This is a genomic window from Rhodococcus sp. SMB37 (assembly GCF_004345605.1).
Taxonomy (GTDB): Bacteria; Actinomycetota; Actinomycetes; order Mycobacteriales; family Mycobacteriaceae; genus Rhodococcus.
Window position 1 is genome coordinate 233476 of the sequence record NZ_SLVY01000004.1, and the last position, 16866, is coordinate 250341.

The 16866-nt window shown below is 66.3% G+C and carries 17 protein-coding genes and 1 pseudogene; 12 read left to right on the forward strand and 6 right to left on the reverse strand.

The window, feature by feature from the left end; translation table 11 throughout:
- Nucleotides 1-4: 4 nt before the first annotated feature.
- A complete protein-coding gene (locus EV641_RS08865) occupies nt 5-1060 on the reverse strand; it encodes a sugar-binding domain-containing protein (protein WP_241996981.1) in 1056 nt (351 codons plus the stop codon).
- Nucleotides 1061-1187: 127 nt separating this feature from the next.
- On the opposite strand from EV641_RS08865, the gene EV641_RS08870 reads away from it, so the two are divergent.
- From EV641_RS08870 to EV641_RS08900, 7 genes are all read left to right on the forward strand, one after another.
- Nucleotides 1188-2219 carry an NAD(P)-dependent alcohol dehydrogenase gene (locus EV641_RS08870; protein ID WP_132471650.1) on the forward strand — a complete coding sequence of 344 codons (1032 nt, stop codon included), beginning with the start codon at nt 1188-1190 and terminating at the stop codon, nt 2217-2219.
- A gap of 7 nt (nt 2220-2226) precedes the next feature.
- Nucleotides 2227-3678 (forward strand): mannitol dehydrogenase family protein, encoded by a 1452-nt coding sequence (locus EV641_RS08875; protein ID WP_241997005.1) that lies wholly within the window; start codon nt 2227-2229, stop codon nt 3676-3678.
- 13 nt (nt 3679-3691) lie between these two features.
- Entirely contained in the window at nt 3692-4618 is a 927-nt protein-coding gene (locus EV641_RS08880) for a carbohydrate kinase (RefSeq protein ID WP_132471525.1), read from the forward strand.
- Nucleotides 4615-6018 (forward strand): FGGY-family carbohydrate kinase, encoded by a 1404-nt coding sequence (locus EV641_RS08885; RefSeq protein WP_132471526.1) that lies wholly within the window; start codon nt 4615-4617, stop codon nt 6016-6018. The genes EV641_RS08880 and EV641_RS08885 overlap by 4 nt, the downstream gene beginning before the upstream one ends.
- A gap of 12 nt (nt 6019-6030) precedes the next feature.
- Complete coding sequence (locus EV641_RS08890; protein ID WP_132471527.1) at nt 6031-6651, forward strand: hypothetical protein; 621 nt, start codon at nt 6031-6033, stop codon at nt 6649-6651.
- 69 nt (nt 6652-6720) lie between these two features.
- On the forward strand, nt 6721-7194 hold the full coding sequence (locus EV641_RS08895; RefSeq protein WP_132471528.1) for a VOC family protein: 474 nt from the start codon (nt 6721-6723) through the stop codon (nt 7192-7194).
- A gap of 40 nt (nt 7195-7234) precedes the next feature.
- Nucleotides 7235-8554, forward strand: coding sequence for an MFS transporter (locus EV641_RS08900; protein ID WP_132471529.1), 1320 nt, complete (start codon nt 7235-7237; stop codon nt 8552-8554).
- Between the two features lie 28 nt (nt 8555-8582).
- Here the strand turns inward: EV641_RS08900 and EV641_RS08905 are convergent, their stop codons facing one another.
- The 3 genes and pseudogenes from EV641_RS08905 to EV641_RS08915 form a co-directional block, all read right to left on the reverse strand.
- On the reverse strand, nt 8583-9005 hold the full coding sequence (locus EV641_RS08905; protein WP_132471530.1) for a VOC family protein: 423 nt from the start codon (nt 9003-9005) through the stop codon (nt 8583-8585).
- A gap of 94 nt (nt 9006-9099) precedes the next feature.
- Nucleotides 9100-9549, reverse strand: a pseudogene (locus EV641_RS08910) (hypothetical protein); the annotation flags it as partial.
- Between the two features lie 134 nt (nt 9550-9683).
- Entirely contained in the window at nt 9684-10643 is a 960-nt protein-coding gene (locus EV641_RS08915; RefSeq protein ID WP_199233190.1) for a ferritin-like domain-containing protein, read from the reverse strand.
- Between the two features lie 222 nt (nt 10644-10865).
- On the opposite strand from EV641_RS08915, the gene EV641_RS08920 reads away from it, so the two are divergent.
- Together EV641_RS08920 and EV641_RS08925 are read left to right on the forward strand one after the other, a co-directional pair.
- Nucleotides 10866-11495: an ATP-dependent Clp protease proteolytic subunit gene (locus EV641_RS08920; RefSeq protein ID WP_132471532.1), complete on the forward strand. Its 630-nt coding sequence runs from the start codon at nt 10866-10868 to the stop codon at nt 11493-11495.
- A complete protein-coding gene (locus tag EV641_RS08925; RefSeq protein ID WP_132471533.1) occupies nt 11492-12088 on the forward strand; it encodes an ATP-dependent Clp protease proteolytic subunit in 597 nt (198 codons plus the stop codon). Before EV641_RS08920 ends, EV641_RS08925 begins: the two co-directional genes overlap by 4 nt.
- 20 nt (nt 12089-12108) lie before the next feature.
- Here EV641_RS08925 and EV641_RS08930 read toward each other — a convergent pair whose 3' ends face one another.
- Both EV641_RS08930 and EV641_RS08935 read right to left on the reverse strand, forming a co-directional pair.
- Nucleotides 12109-12606 (reverse strand): hypothetical protein, encoded by a 498-nt coding sequence (locus EV641_RS08930; protein WP_054713229.1) that lies wholly within the window; start codon nt 12604-12606, stop codon nt 12109-12111.
- Nucleotides 12607-12738: 132 nt separating this feature from the next.
- Entirely contained in the window at nt 12739-13077 is a 339-nt protein-coding gene (locus tag EV641_RS08935; RefSeq protein ID WP_241996982.1) for a helix-turn-helix transcriptional regulator, read from the reverse strand.
- A 186-nt stretch (nt 13078-13263) separates the two neighbouring features.
- On the opposite strand from EV641_RS08935, the gene EV641_RS08940 reads away from it, so the two are divergent.
- The 3 genes from EV641_RS08940 to alc are packed head-to-tail and all read left to right on the forward strand — an operon-like array spanning nt 13264 to nt 16849.
- Nucleotides 13264-14532 carry an aldolase gene (locus tag EV641_RS08940; protein WP_241996984.1) on the forward strand — a complete coding sequence of 423 codons (1269 nt, stop codon included), beginning with the start codon at nt 13264-13266 and terminating at the stop codon, nt 14530-14532.
- On the forward strand, nt 14529-15884 hold the full coding sequence (allB, locus tag EV641_RS08945) for an allantoinase AllB (protein WP_054713230.1): 1356 nt from the start codon (nt 14529-14531) through the stop codon (nt 15882-15884). The genes EV641_RS08940 and allB overlap by 4 nt, the downstream gene beginning before the upstream one ends.
- On the forward strand, nt 15881-16849 hold the full coding sequence (gene alc, locus EV641_RS08950) for an allantoicase (RefSeq protein ID WP_054713231.1): 969 nt from the start codon (nt 15881-15883) through the stop codon (nt 16847-16849). Before allB ends, alc begins: the two co-directional genes overlap by 4 nt.
- Nucleotides 16850-16866 lie beyond the last annotated feature (17 nt).

Here is a 16866-nt window from a genome sequence, read left to right on the forward strand (position 1 = left end):
TACCTCATTTCGGTGGGATCCTGCCCGAGTCATGCGGGTGGGTGGGGGATCGATCGAGGAGCCATTCTGCGCAGGCGATGTCGCAGACGAGCATGGTTGCGTAACCGCCGCAGAGGGCGCCATGGGCCGCGCGGTGCTTCGACGCGCCGCCGGCGACGAGGATTGTCGAGGGGCATGCGGCGATCTCGGACAACGGTGTCGACATCGTGCGGGTTTCGAGTTCGACGTGGGCGGGCGTTCCGTCCTCTCGGAAGAACCGGCCGCCGATTTCCCCGACCGCGCCCAGCTCGTCGAGCGTGTCGAGCATCGCGGTGTCGAGGAAGCTGCCCTCGAACAGGGTTGTGGAGGAGGACACTGCGCCGACTCCGAACATCATCACGTCGGCTCGGGAGCCCAATTCGAGCGTGCGAGAGATCACCGAGTCGGTGCGCATGGATGCGACGGTCGTGGCATCGGCGTACAGGGGAGTGGGGAGCCGAACCGGCTGCGCCTGAAGTTGTTCGGCGCACCGTCCGAGCACGTATTCGGTGCCGGTCTGGTAGGTGCTCGTGGTGACCGAGCCGTCCAGTTGCACGATTGTCTTGCACGTCGCCACACCGGTCGGAATCGCCTGGGCGACAGCGATGGTTTCGGGCCCCCAGGTGAATCCGAGGGTGTCGGCGGGCCGGAGGCGGCGGGTCAGGAGTGAGGCGGCCGCGCGGCCCAGCACGGCGAAGCTCGCCGAGTTGTCCACCGGCCCCCGGTCGTCGACCCGAACGCCGACGACGACGGCTTCGGTGAGTCCGAATCGCTTCTCGAGCGCGTGCTCGACATCGGCGTGCAGGTCGTCGCGGAGATGGGGAGGTGTGGTGACCTCGATGCGGACGAGGCCATGGGAGCGGGCGCGGGCCACGAGTCGTCCGGCGGTCGCGCGGGAGACGCCGAGTCTGTCCGCAACCTGGGCTTGGGTGAGCCCGTCGAGATAGTAGAGGGTGGCCGCGCGCAGTGCCAGGCGAAGGTCTTCGGGTGCGGCGGTGGTATCGCCGTCCGGTGCCTTCGGTACTGGACTTGGATTCGTCACGGAGGGGCTCCTCTATGCCCGGGCGCATCTGAAATCTAATGAGCAAATGCGCAGGGGTGCGTTCATGTGCTCAGTAGGTTAGCATCGAGGTGTGATCTACACAACAGATTCCACTCTTCCCGCGACGATGCGCGCGGCAGTCCTCGTCGAGCCGGGGCGGATCGAGATGGAGGAACGGCCTGTTCCCGAGCCCGCCCCCGGTGATGTGCTGATCCGCGTCGCCTCGGTGGGAGTCTGTGGATCCGACGCGCACTACTACCGTGAAGGCCGCATCGGCGAATTCGTGGTCGAGTCGCCGCTCGTCCTCGGGCACGAGGCGTCCGGAACAGTCGTTGCCGTCGGTGAGGGCGTACCCGCCGAACGCGTCGGGCAACGGGTGTCGATCGAGCCGCAACGCCCCGACCCGGGCAGTGCCCCGACCCGACGCGGCGACTACAACCTGTGTCCGCATATGCAGTTCTATGCGACGCCACCGGTCGACGGCGCCCTGTGCGACTACGTGACCATCGGCGCGCACTTCGCTCATCCCGTCCCTGACACGGTGTCCGACGACGCCGCGGCGCTGTGTGAACCGCTCTCGGTGGGTATCGCCGCGGTCCGGAAGGCTCGGGTGACGGCCGGGTCGAGCGTGCTGGTCAGCGGCGCGGGCCCGGTCGGCATCGTCACCGTCCAGGTCGCGCGCGCATTCGGGGCCGTCGACATCGTCGTGACCGACCTCGATGAACACCGATGCGAGGTCGCGCGGAGGTTCGGCGCCACCGCCACCTTCGATCCACGATCGGACGACACGTCGGATCTGCGGGTCGACGCCTACATCGATGCGTCCGGATCGCCCGCGGCGGTGGATTCGGGTATCCGTGCCGTCCGCCCCGGTGGCACCGTCGTACTCGTGGGGTCGGGCGCCGAGACGATGCCGATACCCGTGCAGGTGATCCAGAACCGGGAATTGGTGCTCACCGGCGTCTTCCGGTATGCGAACACGTGGCCGACGGCGCTGAGCCTTCTCGAGTCCGGCCGGGTCGACCTCGATTCGATGGTCACCGCGCACTTCCCGCTCGAGAAATCCGTCGACGCCCTCGAATCCGATCGGGTCCCCGGCTCGATCAAGGCAGTTGTACACGTATCACCCACTGTGGAGGCGCAACGTGGAACCGAGTGAAGCGACCCTGCCGGAACTGCGTGTACCTACGCCGACCTATTCCCGGGACGACGTGACCGTCGGCATCGTGCATTTCGGTGTCGGGGGGTTCCATCGTGCGCACCAGGCGATGTACGTCGACCGTCTGCTCGAGCAGGGCCTCGCGAAGGACTGGGGGATCTGCGGGGTCGGCGTGATGCCGGGCGATCGGCGCATGCAGGAGGCACTCGCCGCCCAGGACAACCTCTACACGCTGGTTCTCACCCACCCCGATGGAACGTGGGAACCCCGCGTGATCGGGTCGATCGTCGACTATCGGTACGCGCCCGACGAACCCGAAGCCGTCATCGAGCTCCTCGCCGCACCCAGCACGAAGATCGTCTCGTTCACCGTCACCGAGGGCGGATACAACATCCGCCACGACACCGGCGAATTCGACATCGACAACCCGGCCATCAAGCAGGACCTCAACTCCGAAGGCCCGCCTGCCACGGTGTTCGGTCTGGTGGTCGAAGCACTGGCGCGCCGACGGGCTCGGGGCGTTCCGTCCCCGACACTCATGTCCTGCGACAACATCGAAGGCAACGGCGTTGTCGCCCGCCGGGTGTTCACCTCCTACGCCCGCCTGGTGGACCCCGAACTCGCGGACTGGATCACCCAGAACACCCGTTTCCCGAACTCGATGGTCGATCGCATCACTCCCGTCACCACGCAGAGTGTGATCGACGAACTCTCGTCGCGTTTCGATGTTCAGGACCGCTGGCCCGTGGTGGCCGAGCCATTCACGACGTGGGTCCTCGAAGACGACTTCGCCGACGGGCGGCCGCCGTTCGAAAAGGCTGGTGTACATCTGGTCGGCGACGTCGCGCCGTACGAGCTGATGAAGTTGCGACTGCTCAACGCAAGCCACCAAGGTCTCTGTTATTTCGGGTACCTGATGGGCTACCGGTACGTACACGACGCCGCGCAGGATCCGTTGATCGCGCAGTTCCTCCTGAGCTACATGACCGACGAGGCGATACCCACCCTGAAGCCGGTCCCTGGTATCGACCTCGACGAATATACTCGGACGCTCATCGAGAGGTTCGCCAACCCCGAGATCCGAGACACCATCGCGCGATTGTGCGCCGAATCGTCCGATCGCATCCCCAAATGGCTGCTGCCGGTCATCCGGGAGAATCTCGACAGCGGCGGCCACATCGTCCGCTCCGCTGCGATCGTCGCGTCCTGGGCCCGCTATGCCGAAGGCGTCGACGAACACGGCACACCGATCGAGGTGGTGGACCGTCTCGCCGAGGAACTGGTGCCACTCGCTCGCAGGCAGTACACCCACCCGGCCGTGTTCATCGAGAACACCTCGGTGTTCGGGGATCTCGCTCGGAGCACCCGCTTCGTCGACGCGTACACCTGGGCCCTCAACTCCCTGCACAACGAGGGCGCGAAAGGCACCCTCGAAGCTCTACCTGTGGAGCCGGAATGAACGGGGCGTCGGAATGAACGGCCAGGCACTGATCGTCGGAGAAGCCCTCATCGACATCGTCCGTCGCGGCGACGACGAGCCCGTCGAACACGTCGGAGGGAGCCCGCTGAATGTTGCTGTCGGGTTGGGGCGGCTCGATCGGAAGGTCCGGCTCGCCACGAGCGTGGGCGCGGACGAACGCGGCAGGCGCATCGTCGGACATCTCGATGCATCCGGTGTCGCCCTGACCGACGGCAGCGTGTCGCAGACGAGTACAGCGACCGCGTCCGCGAAGATCGGCGACGACAATGCCGCCACATACGAATTCGATATCAACTGGAGGCCCGAGCTACCGTCGCCGTCCGCCGATCTGCTGCTCGTCCACACAGGTTCGATCGCGACCGTACTCGAACCGGGATGCGATGCGGTCGCCGATCTCGTCGAGCAGCAGGCGCGCACGTCGACGATCAGCTTCGACCCCAACATCCGGCCGGCGCTGATCGGAGACGACCAGCGCGGTCGGGAACGGATTGCGCGTCTGGCGGCACTTTCGGACGTCGTCAAGGTCAGCGACGAGGACCTGGCATGGGTTGCACCGGGACGCGACCCGCTCGACATCGCACGCGACTGGTTGTCGCGAGGGCCGTCGATCGTCGCTGTCACGCGTGGAGCGTCCGGTGCCGTCGCGGTATGCCGCGCCGGTGTCGTCGAGGTGCCTGCGAAGAAGGTCGACGTGGTCGATACCGTCGGTGCGGGCGACGCATTCACCGTCGGCCTGCTCGATGCGCTGTGGGAGCTCGGACTGCTGGGAGCGGAACAGCGCGAGAGGCTGCGCAAGATCGGCGTGGGCGACCTCGAATCCGTATTACACACGGCCTCTTCGATGTCGGCGCTCACCGTCGCCCGTCCCGGCGCGGACCTGCCCACGCGTGCGCAACGCGACCAGGCGGTGACACCATGACGTTCGTAGCCGGTGTGGATTCGTCCACCCAATCCTGCAAGGTGATGGTGTGCGACGCGGACACCGGCGCCGTGGTTCGGGAAGGCCGAGCGACGCACCCGGACGGAACTGAGGTGGATCCTCGCGCATGGTCGACGGCGCTCGACGAGGCGATCGCCGCGGCCGGAGGCCTCGAGGACGTCGCCGCGGTGTCGGTGGGTGCGCAGCAGCACGGAATGGTGTGCCTCGACTCCTCCGGCCAGGTGATCCGAGATGCTCTGCTGTGGAACGACAACCGATCTGCTGTATCGGCGGCGGATCTGGTCCGCGATCTCGGTGGGCCCGAGGCATGGGCGGACGCCGTCGGAGTAGTGCCGGTCGCCTCGATCACCATTGCCAAAGCCCGCTGGCTCGCAGACCATGAGCCCGACAATGCCGCGCGCACCGCTGCTTTGTGCCTACCGCACGATTGGTTGACGTGGCGAATTGCAGGCAGCTCCGACCTCGGCGCACTCGCCACCGACCGTAGCGACGCGAGCGGCACCGGCTACTTCGATGCCACTACCAGCGACTACCGTCGCGATCTGCTCGAACTTGCACTGCGACGGTCGAGTCCGGCGTTGCCGTCCATTGCCGGGCCTGTCGATTCTGTCGGGGAAACATCATGGGGTGCGCTGCTCGGTCCCGGAGCGGGCGACAATGCTGCCGCGGCACTGGCATTGGATGCCCGCGAAGGCGACGTCATCGTGTCGATCGGAACATCCGGTGTCGTATGCGCCGTGTCGGCCACTGCGCCTCGCGACCCCGACGGATACGTTGCCGGGTTCGCCGACGCCACCGGGCGACACCTGCCGCTGGTGTGCACGCTCAACGGGGCCCGGGTGCTCGACGCGACCGCGGCGATGCTCGGCGTAGAGCACGCACAACTGGCCCGGCTCGCGCTGTCTGCTCCCGCGGGCAGCGGCGGACTCGTGCTCGTGCCGTATCTCGAGGGCGAACGCACCCCGAACCGTCCCGACGCGACGGGCGCGATCCACGGTCTACGACTGACGAATTCGACGCCCGCCCACCTGGCCCGCGCTGCCGTCGAAGGGTTGCTCTGCTCGCTGGCCGAGGGTATCGACCACATCATCGGTCAGGGCACACCGGTGCGGCGGGTACTGATGGTCGGGGGAGGGGCAAGGTCCCAGGCCTTGTGCGAGCTCGCACCGGCGATCTTCGGTCTGCCGGTGGACGTACCCGAACCGGGCGAGTACGTCGCCCGAGGTGCAGCGCGGCAGGCGGCATGGGTGCTTCGCGGTGGAGACGAACCCCCGAAGTGGGCGGAGGGCGAGATTCGAGGCTACGAGGCCGACCCGACCCCGCATGTCCGTCAGCGGTACGCCGAAGTGCGAGACCTGACGGACGGTGTCGGCCCCTGAAGCAGGTTGCCGGTGGCAGACTGGGTAAGTATGGGTGCACGAGGCAGACTTCGGCGGGCGTGGGACGAATTCGTCGGACCCGAAGCGGGGCCGGTGGAGAACACCGTCACGGCGGGGTTGTCGGTGCTCGGCGCGGTCGCGGCACCGAGACTCTCGCGTCGATCGCGTGACCTGTCCACTGTCGAATCCCTGACGCTTCGCGCCGTCGCGGTCGACCTGTGGGGTGGGGCGTGGGTGAACAACACTCGTGCGTGTACCCGCTGGTACGAGCGTCCCGCCGCGTCCGACGTCGATCACCTGAAATTTGCTGTACTGCACGTACATCCGTTCTTGTTCGCGTTGTGGGATCGGGATGAGCCGCACCGCATGCCGGTGTGGCTGTGGGCGGGCGCGCACTACGGCTACATGATGGCCGCGACCGTCGCGATTCGTACCGCCCCACGATATCGACGCCCGCTCGGTGCAGCGCTGACCGTGGGCGGCATCGCTCTGGACCGGGTGCTCGGGCCTTCGCGAATCGCACCCTGGTTCGGGCCGGTGTACTACACCAAACTGCTACTCGGTCACGCCGGGGCGAGCCTGTGGCCAGACCGAGCCCTCTATGAGCCGCCTGTGCGAGTCGCCGTCGAGTGAGTGATGAGGTTTCGCTTCGGTGGCGGTCAGTCCATATGACAGCCCCATCGCCTATGAAGGAGCCTTGTGATGCCTGCCGTCACCCCGTGCCTGTGGTTCGATATGAAGGCCCTGGAAGCTGCCGAGTTCTATACCGGTGTGTTCCCCAATTCGAAGATCCTGAGCACCTCCTACTACCCGGAGGACGGGCCGTTCCCGCCCGGTACCGTCCTTACCGTCGAATTCGAACTCGACGGTTCCCGCTTCACCGGTCTGAACGGTGGTCCGCAGTTCACGTTCAGTGAGGCCGTATCGTTCAAGATCGACTGCGGTGACCAGGACGAGGTGGACCACTACTGGAACTCGCTCATCGCCGACGGCGGTGAGGAATCGCAGTGCGGTTGGCTCGAGGATCGGTTCGGGGTGTCGTGGCAGGTGGTGCCGCGACGACTCATGGAACTGCTCACCGACCCCGATCCGAAGGTCGCGGAGCGGGTCAGCGACGTGATGATGAAGATGCACAAGATCGAGATTGCGCAGCTCGAGGAGGCAGCGCGCGGCTGATTGCACCGCAACCGAGTCGCCGGGTGTAACTTCCCGATCCATGACCACGCGCACCCAGCGGCTCGACGAGCTGCCGTTCACCGCCAAACATCGTCGGCTGTTGGGCGGATCCGGCGTCGGGTGGGCGCTCGACGCGATGGACGTCGGTCTCATCTCCTTCGTCATGGCGGCGTTGGCGGTCCAGTGGAATCTGTCGTCCACCCAGTTGTCGTGGATCGGCTCCATCGGATTCCTCGGCATGGCGATCGGTGCGTCTGTCGGTGGTCTACTCGCCGACCGCATCGGCCGCCGGCAGGTGTTCGCCATGACGCTCCTCGTCTACGGGCTGGCGACGGGCGCCGCGGCGTTGTCCACGTCGGTCGCGATGCTCATCGCCCTTCGTTTCGTCGTCGGACTGGGGCTCGGCGCCGAACTTCCGGTCGCGTCGACACTGGTCAGCGAGTTTGCGCCGCGCAAGATCCGTGGTCGCGTGGTGGTGGCGCTCGAAGCCTTCTGGGCTGCCGGGTGGCTTCTTGCAGCACTGATCGGGTACTTCGTCGTGCCGTTGAACGACGACGGGTGGCGGTGGGCGCTTGCGATCGGCCTCGTTCCGGCCGCGTACGCGCTCGTCGTGCGTCTCGGGCTGCCGGAATCGGTGCGGTTCCTCGAGAGCAAGGGGCGCTACGCGGACGCCGAGGCCATCGTCCGTGACTACGAACGCTCGGCGGGAGTCGTGGCCCCGGGAGAGGGGATCGTCGACGCACCGGCCGAGCCCGCGCCGACCGAGGTGCCGCGGCGATCGATCTGGGACGAGGGACTGCGTGCTCGCACCGCCGCGCTGTGGATCGTCTGGTTCGGCATCAACTTCTCGTACTACGGCGCGTTCATCTGGTTGCCGAGCCTGCTCGTCGCACAGGGCTTCGATCTGGTCACTTCGTTCGGTTACACGCTGATCATCACCCTTGCCCAGCTACCCGGCTACGGCGTCGCCGCATGGTTGATCGAGGTGTGGGGCAGGCGCATCACCCTGGCGGCGTTCCTCGCGGGATCGGCCGTGTCGGCGGCCCTGTTCGGACTGGCCGACACACCCGCAACGATCATCGCCGCCGGCATGGCCTTGTCGTTCTTCAACCTCGGTGCGTGGGGTGCGCTGTACGCGATCGGGCCGGAGATGTACCCGACTCCGGTACGCGGATCTGGCACGGGTGCAGCCGCAGCGTTCGGCCGACTCGCGTCGATCATTGCCCCGCTCCTGGTGCCGTTGCTACTCGATGGCGGCGGCAACGCCCTGGTCTTCGGCACCTTCGCGGCGGCGTTCGTCGTCGCGGCAGTCGCCGCGTTCACACTGCCGGAACGTGCCCGGGTAGCGCTCGAGGACTGAGACGTGTCGTGAAACCCGAGGTCCGCCCTCAGCCAGTGGTTCGTGACCGCGACATGATGCGGGGCCGATGGGCTCGAACATCCACAGGGCGTCCATCGGGATCGAAGGTTGTCATCGTCCATTGCGTGGGCAGTGTCTCGATCTGGCCGACCGGCAACCCGGCGCGCAGGATCTGTTCGCGAACCTCACACAGCTGGGCGTGTGTCCGCACGCGCAACCCCCAACCTGCCTTGCCGAGGGAATCGAGGTCCTTTGTGGGGGCGATAGCAGCTTCGACGATCATCAGGTGGTCGTCCCCGCCGACATCGATGACTGCGATCCGAGGACCGGAAGGCGTTGCGGCGCGCTCGAATGCGAGCACTGCGCCGAGTAATTCCGTGTAATACGTCACGAGCCGGTCGAGGTCGTTCGTGGACAGCGTCAGATGGTTGATTCCGAAGAGATCGGGCATGGTGGGCCAACTGTAGTCCAGTGATGGACTGCTCGTGAGGCCCGATTCGGAACTGGTTGTACCGGCTGTCAAGGTGAGACTTCGGCGACGACGCGTCGGCCAGCGGGCGCGACGACGCCGGGTTCTGACCCGTGTACAGGCCTCGGTCGACCACCACGTGTGGTTCCCACGCATCGCCGGACGAGAACAGCGCGCCGGCCTCCTGGAGCCGGTCCTGCCGCACCAGGGGGCCTTGTCGGCGTACCTCCTCGAGGTTCGTGAAGGACGTCAATCGGTAGCCTTCGAACAATCAGCGCCCTCCTGACGCGAACGCGGGCAGCGGCGCTGCGGGTGCGTGGCATACCGTCGCGCCGATCTTGTCGGACTCGACGAAATGCCGCACGAGTTCACCGAATCGTTCGTCGACGGCACGGTGTAGCCGGCCTCGGTGAATGTGGGTGTAGGGCTCCACGAGTTCTTCAGCCCAGAAACCCGTGGGATGACGGGTGCCGTCCTGGAGAGTCCAGTGATCGGCTGCGCTGACGACGAACAGGACATCGGTCATGGAGTTTCCTTTCGCGGGGCGTACGGATGACGTACCCACTATGGGTTCCGGCGACACGGAACAGCCCGAGACGATCGTCGGGTCCGAACCGCAACCCGGCGATCGTGACGGAACTGCCGCTACGCGGGGGGCGATCAGACGCCGACCACGTCCTGCGCAATGGCAGCCAGACGGGTCTGAGCAGCCGAGACAACGCCGTGCCGCGCCTTGTGGGCTTCCTCGTATGCCACGATGGCGCGAATGTCTGCGGGCTCGGTCAGCTCTTTGACCGCCTCCACGGCCTTGGGGACGGTGAGATCGTCGTAGTCAAGGATCGGCAATTCCTCCGGGGCCAGAACTCCCGATTGGCTCCGGACCGTGTGCAGGGCGTCTGCCGCCCCCTGTGCCCCCTCGCGCCGGCTCACGCGCTCGGCTGTCTCGAGGGCCGCGTCGCGCGACGCACCGATCGTCGTGGCTGCGACGTCACCGGCATGCGCGCTGCGCGAGAGCAGCGATTCGATTCGGGGTCGCGTCGAGCGTGCGACATCGATCGCACGGTCGATTCCGCGGGCGGACCAGGTGACCGGCGTATTGACCAGCCGCACCGCCGCACCGGCCGCAGCCTGGAGGAGAGTGCGGCGCAGAGCCGTGGGGCCACCGAGGGCTTCCTCCGCGAGGACGGTGGTCAGCCATTCCACCGTGGCCGTGTGGGGCGTGATCAGGCGGTCGGCCAGCGACACGATGGGCATTTGGTTGTCCGCGGTGGCCAGCGCCTTCACGTATCGGGCACGGTCGAGCAGCTCATGCTCGAGCGCGAGGTCCGACAACAGCGCTTCGTCGAACGGCTGAGCCTGCTCTGCAAGGGTTTTCACCATGACGGCAGCTCGGCCGAGGAACGGCCCCACGACATCCGGGAACCCACCGAGGTCGCGGAGGGCTTCTTCGACGGCAATCGCGCGGATCCGGCAGTTCTCCGCGTTCTCGGTCAGTTCCTTGCGTACCGCTTCGGTACGGGCCTGAGCGACGCGGGTCTCGGCAACCTGAGTCTCGGCATGGGTCAGTTCGTGGAGTGTGCGCAACTGTGTGAGCAACGCGGCGGTACGGTTCTCGGTCATCGTGCGTTCGCCTCCTTCGCACTGGAAGAGTCGGTGATCTACCGACGAATTCACATCGATCGAAAACTCGACGTGACAACTCTCGACTACCCGGATCCGGGCCTCCCAACGCTTGTGTGACCGATGGCACATGTTTCGGGGCGGAGGCCGCGCTCCGGGGGCGCCGTCTGCCCTGGGCGGACAAACGGACCGATTCACGCCGACGGCGGCGAGGGTGGTTGCATGGCAACGAATGGAACATCCACGTATCGCGACACCCTCGTCGAAAGACTCTTCCGGCACCGCACTCTCCTCCTCACCGGCGAAGTCGACGACGAGATGGCCGAACGAGTCTGCTCGGAACTGGTGCTCCTCGCCAACGACGACGACAGGCGCGACATCGTCCTCCACATCAACTCTCCGGGAGGATCGGTCCTCGCCGGGATGGCGATCTACGACACCATGCGGCTGATTCCCAACGACGTCGTCACTGTCGCGGTCGGTTTCGCCGCGAGCATGGGTCAGGTGCTCCTGGCGTCGGGATCGAAAGGTAAGCGGCTGAGCTTGCCGCACAGTCGCATCATGATGCACCAGCCGTCCGCCGGGTTCGCCGGTACGGCAGTCGACATCGCTATCCAGGCCGAGCACCTCGAATACATGAAGCAGCAGTCGCAGCAGATCCTCGCCGACGCCACGGGGCGTTCGGTGGAGGAGATCACCCGCGACAGTGACCGCGACCGGTGGTTCACCGCAGATCAGGCTCGCGAGTACGGCATCGTCGACGCCGTCGTGGGCTCGCTGCAAGAAATCGCCCCGTTTGCGGCGACACGTCCGCTCGGGTTGTTCGCCGATCGGCGGGAGGGCGTCCGATGAACTCGTACACGATCCCCAACGTCATCGAACGCACGCCGGCGGGGGAGAGGTCGTTCGACGTCTTCAGCCGACTCCTCAACGAGCGGATCATCTTCCTCGGCACCGAGATCGACGACGGTGTCGCGAATGTCGTGATGGCCCAGATGCTGCACCTCGAAGCCGAGTCGCCCGACCGGGAGATCGGGCTGTACGTCAACTCGCCGGGTGGATCGACCACAGCGATGCTCGCGATCTACGACACCATGCAGTTCCTGCGGGCCGGGGTCGCGACCTACTGCATGGGGCAAGCTGCGTCGGCCGCGGCTGTTCTCCTGGCTGCCGGCACAAAAGGACGACGGCATGTGCTCGCGCATTCGAGAGTGCTGCTCCATCAGCCATCGTCGCAGGGTCAGGGCACCATCTCCGATCTCGCGTTGCAGGCCGCGGAGGTGATGCGGGTACGCGCACAGACCGAGGAGATACTTTCGGCGCACACCGGGCGCGACGTGGAGCAACTTCGCCGCGACACCGACCGCGACCGCATCTTCGTTCCGGAAGAGGCCGTCGCCTACGGGCTCGCCGACCACATCATCGTCAACCGCGACGATGGCTAGGACAGTGAGAACGAGGCGTGTCAGGGCACTGTGTACTCGGAGGAACAATCGAGTGTGGTGACGTCCTGCCCGTTGTCTGCAGTGTTGGTGACCCGTGCGACGGCGGTGATGCGACCCGGGCCCGTCTCCTGCACCGGCACGGTGAGGGTCGTCTCACCCGCTCCGACTCGTGCTGAGGTGTCGCCGACACCGCTGATCCCGCTGTCGAGATTCGCCCAGGTCACCGACGCGGCCTGTGTGTACGGTGCCGTGGTCTGCGACCGTGTGTGGAACGTGAACCGCACCAGCCCGCCCTCCTGAGAGGAGACCGTCACGTCGCTGGTGTCGGTGCGGTCGAATTGGTTGGGGTCGGGGTATTCGATGCTGCAGAACGGTGTTTCGACGGGATCGGCCGGTGGATCGAGGTCGAGGGACCCCAGAGGGTTCGCGTGGGCGGCGCCTGCGCTCAGTGTCAGAGCAGCAGCAGCGGTGGCGGCGACGAACGAGGTGACGACGAGACCGGGAGCCTTCCGGTACATGCCTCTCCTTCACGAGTCGGCAACGTGAGTTCTCACGTGTGGATGGTTGCTTGCCCTGCCGATTGTGACACTGTGCAACGAATCCGGAGACCGAAGTGTCGAAATCTGTTGATTCGCTTCACGGATCAGCAGTCAGGCCGCGCGCAGTTCCACGGTTGTCTGCTGCGTGGTCCCGATCGCGCGATGTGCAGACATGCGGCGAATTCCCTGCTCGAGGAGCTGCTCCACCGGCATACCCAGCGCATTGCAGACAGAACCGAGTATCTCCGACGACGGGTCTTTGCGCCCGCGCTCGATCTCGGACAGATACTGCTTCGACATCCCCACTGCGCGGGCGACATCGTCGAGGCTGCGGTCCTGGTCGCGCCGCTCGTTGCGGAGGACCTCGCCGTAGACCTGACGCAGAAGCCGCGGCTCCCGGGCGGCGCGCGCGGCTCCGAGATCGACGACGTTCCGTGGCTCCGGTTCCATGCGGTCCATTGTCGCGCCGCGGACCGCGAAGTGGGCTCACTTCCGCTCTCGACGAACACCGATGCACTTCATGACCACCCTGGCCGAGGCTGTAACCGGTCCGTAACGTCAGTTAACGGAACGCATGACCTGCCCTCGATACCGTCGGTGCATCACGCCGTATACAGCGGTGGATGCAGGACAGGAGTGGTCGGCTTGACCGAACTGGATACGCTCGCCGCTGCGCTCGACAATCAGCTCGTGGACGTCGACGCCGCATACGCCGCGACCTACCCCGGCGATACCGGCGCCCGACAACCGGTGCACACCGTGTACGTGCCCGCAGACCGGTACGACGCCGAGATGGTCTCGCGGTGGGGAGCGGAAGCACTCGGCACCCTCGATGCCCATATCAGTGGCCCTTCCGATCTCGCTGCCGTCACCGGCATCGAGCCGGAGATCGCCGACGCGGTCCTGCCCCTGGTCCGAGCGAAACTGCGGAGCGAGCCGATCGAGGACCTGCGGATCGACTTCGAAGACGGATTCGTCCAGCGCGGTGTCGCCGATCGCGACCGGAACGAAGACGAGCACTGCGCACGGGCGGCCGCAGCGCTCGCCGCCGACCCCGGCGTGACCCCCTTCGCGGGAATCCGGATGAAATCCTTCGAGGCCTCGACCCGACATCGCGGACTGCGCACCCTCGATGCCTTCATTGCTGCTCTTACCGAGAAGAATGCTCTCCCCGACGGTTTCATCGTCACATTGCCGAAGGTCACCACACCGGAGCAGGTGAGGGCCATGATCACCGTGTGCGAGTACCTCGATCGGACGTATTCACTCACCGCGCCACTCGGGTTCGAGATCCAGATCGAGACGCCCCAGTCCATCTGCGGTCCCGACGGAACCGCCGCGGTCGCGACGATGATCCGCGCCGCGAACGGGCGATGTACCGCTCTGCACTACGGCACGTACGACTACTCGGCTGCATGTGGCATCGCCGCCGAATACCAGGCGATGGACCATCCCGTCGCCGACCATGCCAAGGCGACCATGCAGGTCGCGGCGGCAGGAACCGGCGTGCGGCTGTCCGACGGCTCGACCAATCGGCTCCCCGTCGGCACCGAGGACGACATCCGCGCGGCCTGGGGACTGCACGCACAACTCGTCGACCGGTCGCTGCGCCGCGGCTTCTACCAGGGGTGGGACCTGCACCCGGCGCAGCTCCCCACCCGGTTCGCCGCGACTTTTGCTTTCTACCGTCGGTCGCTCCCTGTTGCGGGCGCGCGTGTCGGCGCCTATCTCGACCCCGGGAAGAGTTCGGGCTATCTCGACGAACCTGCCACGGCCCGCGCCCTCGCATCGTTCCTGCTCCGTGGGCACGCGTGCGGCGCGATCACCGACGCAGACATATCCGGACACGCAGGTGTGGGGCTCGGCGAACTCATCGCGCTCAGGGCGTCGGGGGCGGTGCAGTGAACACAGTCATCCGCACACGCCGCGCCGTCGTCGGCGATCAGGAACGCAGCTGTGCCGTCCACATCCGCGACGGCAGGATCACCGCTATCGACGAGTACGACAGCGCGTCACCTTCCGGTGCCCGCGAAGTGCTCCTCGCCGACGACGAGGTGCTGCTTCCCGGCCTGGTCGACACCCACGTGCATGTCAACGAACCCGGCCGTACCGAATGGGAGGGTTTCGCGAGCGCCACCCGTGCCGCCGCCGCAGGAGGCGTCACCACCCTGATCGACATGCCCCTCAATTCGATCCCGTCGACCACCGACGTCGGGGCACTCGAGGTGAAGCGGAAGGTCGCGGCAGACAGGGTGACGATCGATGTCGGATTCTGGGGTGGTGCTGTTCCCGGAAATCCGGATGAGCTGGAAGCGCTCTGGGATGCAGGGGTATTCGGGTTCAAATGCTTTCTCGCATACTCGGGACTCGACGAATACCCACCGCTCGACGGGCAGCAGATGCTCGACGCGATGCGCGTCATCGCAGGATTCGGCGGACTGCTCATCGTGCACGCCGAGGACGGCCCGACCCTCGATGCACAAACCCCGCCCGCCGGAAGGAAGTACGACGACTTTCTCGACTCGAGGCCGCCCGTGGCCGAATCCCGCGCCATTGCGCAGGTGATCGAAGGCGCTCGGGAGACGGGCTGCCGGGTCCACATCCTGCACCTGTCGGACGCCGGCAGCCTGCCGCTCCTCGCCGCTGCGAAGGCAGACGGCGTGCCGATCACGGCCGAGACCTGCCCGCATTATCTGTCGCTGTTCAGTGAGGAGATCCTCGACGGGTCGACGCATTTCAAATGCTGCCCGCCGATCCGTGAGGCACGCAACCGGGAGCGTCTGTGGCGGGCCCTCGCCGACGGCACCCTCGACTGCATCGTGTCCGACCACTCGCCGTGCACACCGGAACTGAAGAAGTTCGTCAGCGGCGATTTCGGGGCTGCGTGGGGCGGCATCTCGTCGCTGCAACTCGGTCTTTCCATCGTCTGGTCGGAAGCGCGCAGGCGTGGGCACACCCTCGTCGACGTGTGTCGCTGGATGGCCGGCAGTACAGCGGAACTCGTCGGTCTGGACGACCGAGGAGTCATTGCTGTCGGCAGCATCGCCGACCTGTGTGTCTTCGCGCCCGACGCCGCATTCGTCGTCTTCCCCGAGCGACTGCACCACCGCAACGCCGTGACTCCCTACGCGGAGCGCGCACTCGCCGGTGTCGTCCGGCAGACCTGGCTCGCGGGGGAGCCGCTGACCGTCACCCTCGACCCCACTCGCGACCCGGCGCCGCGCGGCGCCCTCCTGACTCGGAAGGACTACCTTTGACCACCGCGGAGTTTCTGCAGCTGCCCGACCTGGCTTCCCGTGAACTCGCAGGAGCCGTCGTCTACGCGAATGACGAGTTCTTCGCCGGCCGCGAGAATCTCATCTCTCCCGGCCTGCCGACATTCGATCCCGCGGAGTTCGGGCACAAAGGCAAAGTATACGACGGCTGGGAGACCCGCCGTCGCCGGGAGCCGGGCCACGACTTCGCCATCGTGAGACTCGGGGTTCCGGGAATCGTACGAGGAATCGTGGTCGACACCGCCTGGTTCACCGGCAATTTCCCACCTTTCGCGTCGATCGACGGCGTCGCTCTCGACGGGTACCCGACGGAGCAGGAACTGCTCGACGCGCCGTGGGGGCCGATCCTCGACCGTGTGCCACTCCAGGGTGACGCCGCCAACGCCTTCCCGGTGGAAGATGGGCGCAGGTGGACGCATGTGCGCCTCAACATCTTTCCGGACGGCGGGGTGGCACGGTTTCGGGTGCACGGGGAAGCTCGGCCGGACCCGGCTTTCCTGACCGGCACCATCGACCTGGCCGCGCTCGAGAACGGCGCCGACGTCGTCGCGTGTTCCAACCGTTTCTATTCGTCGCCGCGCAACATCATCGCCCCCGGCCGGTCTCGCCACATGGGGGAGGGCTGGGAGAACGCGCGCCGCCGCGACGACGGCAACGACTACGTCGTCGTGCGTCTGGTGGGGGAGGGCCGGGTCGAGCACGTCGAGATCGACACCTCCTACTTCGTGGGTAATGCCCCCGGCTTTGCACGGCTGAGTGGAATTTCCACGGAGGCAGAGCTGTCGGACGAGTCGGCATGGATCGAACTGATTCCTCGCACCGGGCTGCTACCGGATTGCCGACACCGGTTCCGTGTCGATTCCGACGTCCCGGTGAAGTTCGTCCGGCTCGATGTGTATCCGGACGGTGGCATCGCTCGCTTGCGGGTCAACGGGCACCTGAAATAGCCCCTGCCGGGTGGCGG

What these genes read in the sequence shown, in the direction of transcription:
- EV641_RS08905 (WP_132471530.1), bottom strand. Translation starts at nt 9,005, where the DNA reads ATGCCCGATCTCTTCGGAATCAACCATCTGACGCTGTCCACGAACGAC.
- EV641_RS08880 (WP_132471525.1), top strand. Translation starts at nt 3,692, where the DNA reads ATGAACGGCCAGGCACTGATCGTCGGAGAAGCCCTCATCGACATCGTC.
- EV641_RS08900 (WP_132471529.1), top strand. Translation starts at nt 7,235, where the DNA reads ATGACCACGCGCACCCAGCGGCTCGACGAGCTGCCGTTCACCGCCAAA.
- EV641_RS08925 (WP_132471533.1), top strand. Translation starts at nt 11,492, where the DNA reads ATGAACTCGTACACGATCCCCAACGTCATCGAACGCACGCCGGCGGGG.
- EV641_RS08915 (WP_199233190.1), bottom strand. Translation starts at nt 10,643, where the DNA reads ATGACCGAGAACCGTACCGCCGCGTTGCTCACACAGTTGCGCACACTC.
- EV641_RS08885 (WP_132471526.1), top strand. Translation starts at nt 4,615, where the DNA reads ATGACGTTCGTAGCCGGTGTGGATTCGTCCACCCAATCCTGCAAGGTG.
- EV641_RS08895 (WP_132471528.1), top strand. Translation starts at nt 6,721, where the DNA reads ATGCCTGCCGTCACCCCGTGCCTGTGGTTCGATATGAAGGCCCTGGAA.
- EV641_RS08870 (WP_132471650.1), top strand. Translation starts at nt 1,188, where the DNA reads ATGCGCGCGGCAGTCCTCGTCGAGCCGGGGCGGATCGAGATGGAGGAA.
- EV641_RS08930 (WP_054713229.1), bottom strand. Translation starts at nt 12,606, where the DNA reads ATGTACCGGAAGGCTCCCGGTCTCGTCGTCACCTCGTTCGTCGCCGCC.
- EV641_RS08935 (WP_241996982.1), bottom strand. Translation starts at nt 13,077, where the DNA reads ATGGAACCGGAGCCACGGAACGTCGTCGATCTCGGAGCCGCGCGCGCC.
- EV641_RS08920 (WP_132471532.1), top strand. Translation starts at nt 10,866, where the DNA reads ATGGCAACGAATGGAACATCCACGTATCGCGACACCCTCGTCGAAAGA.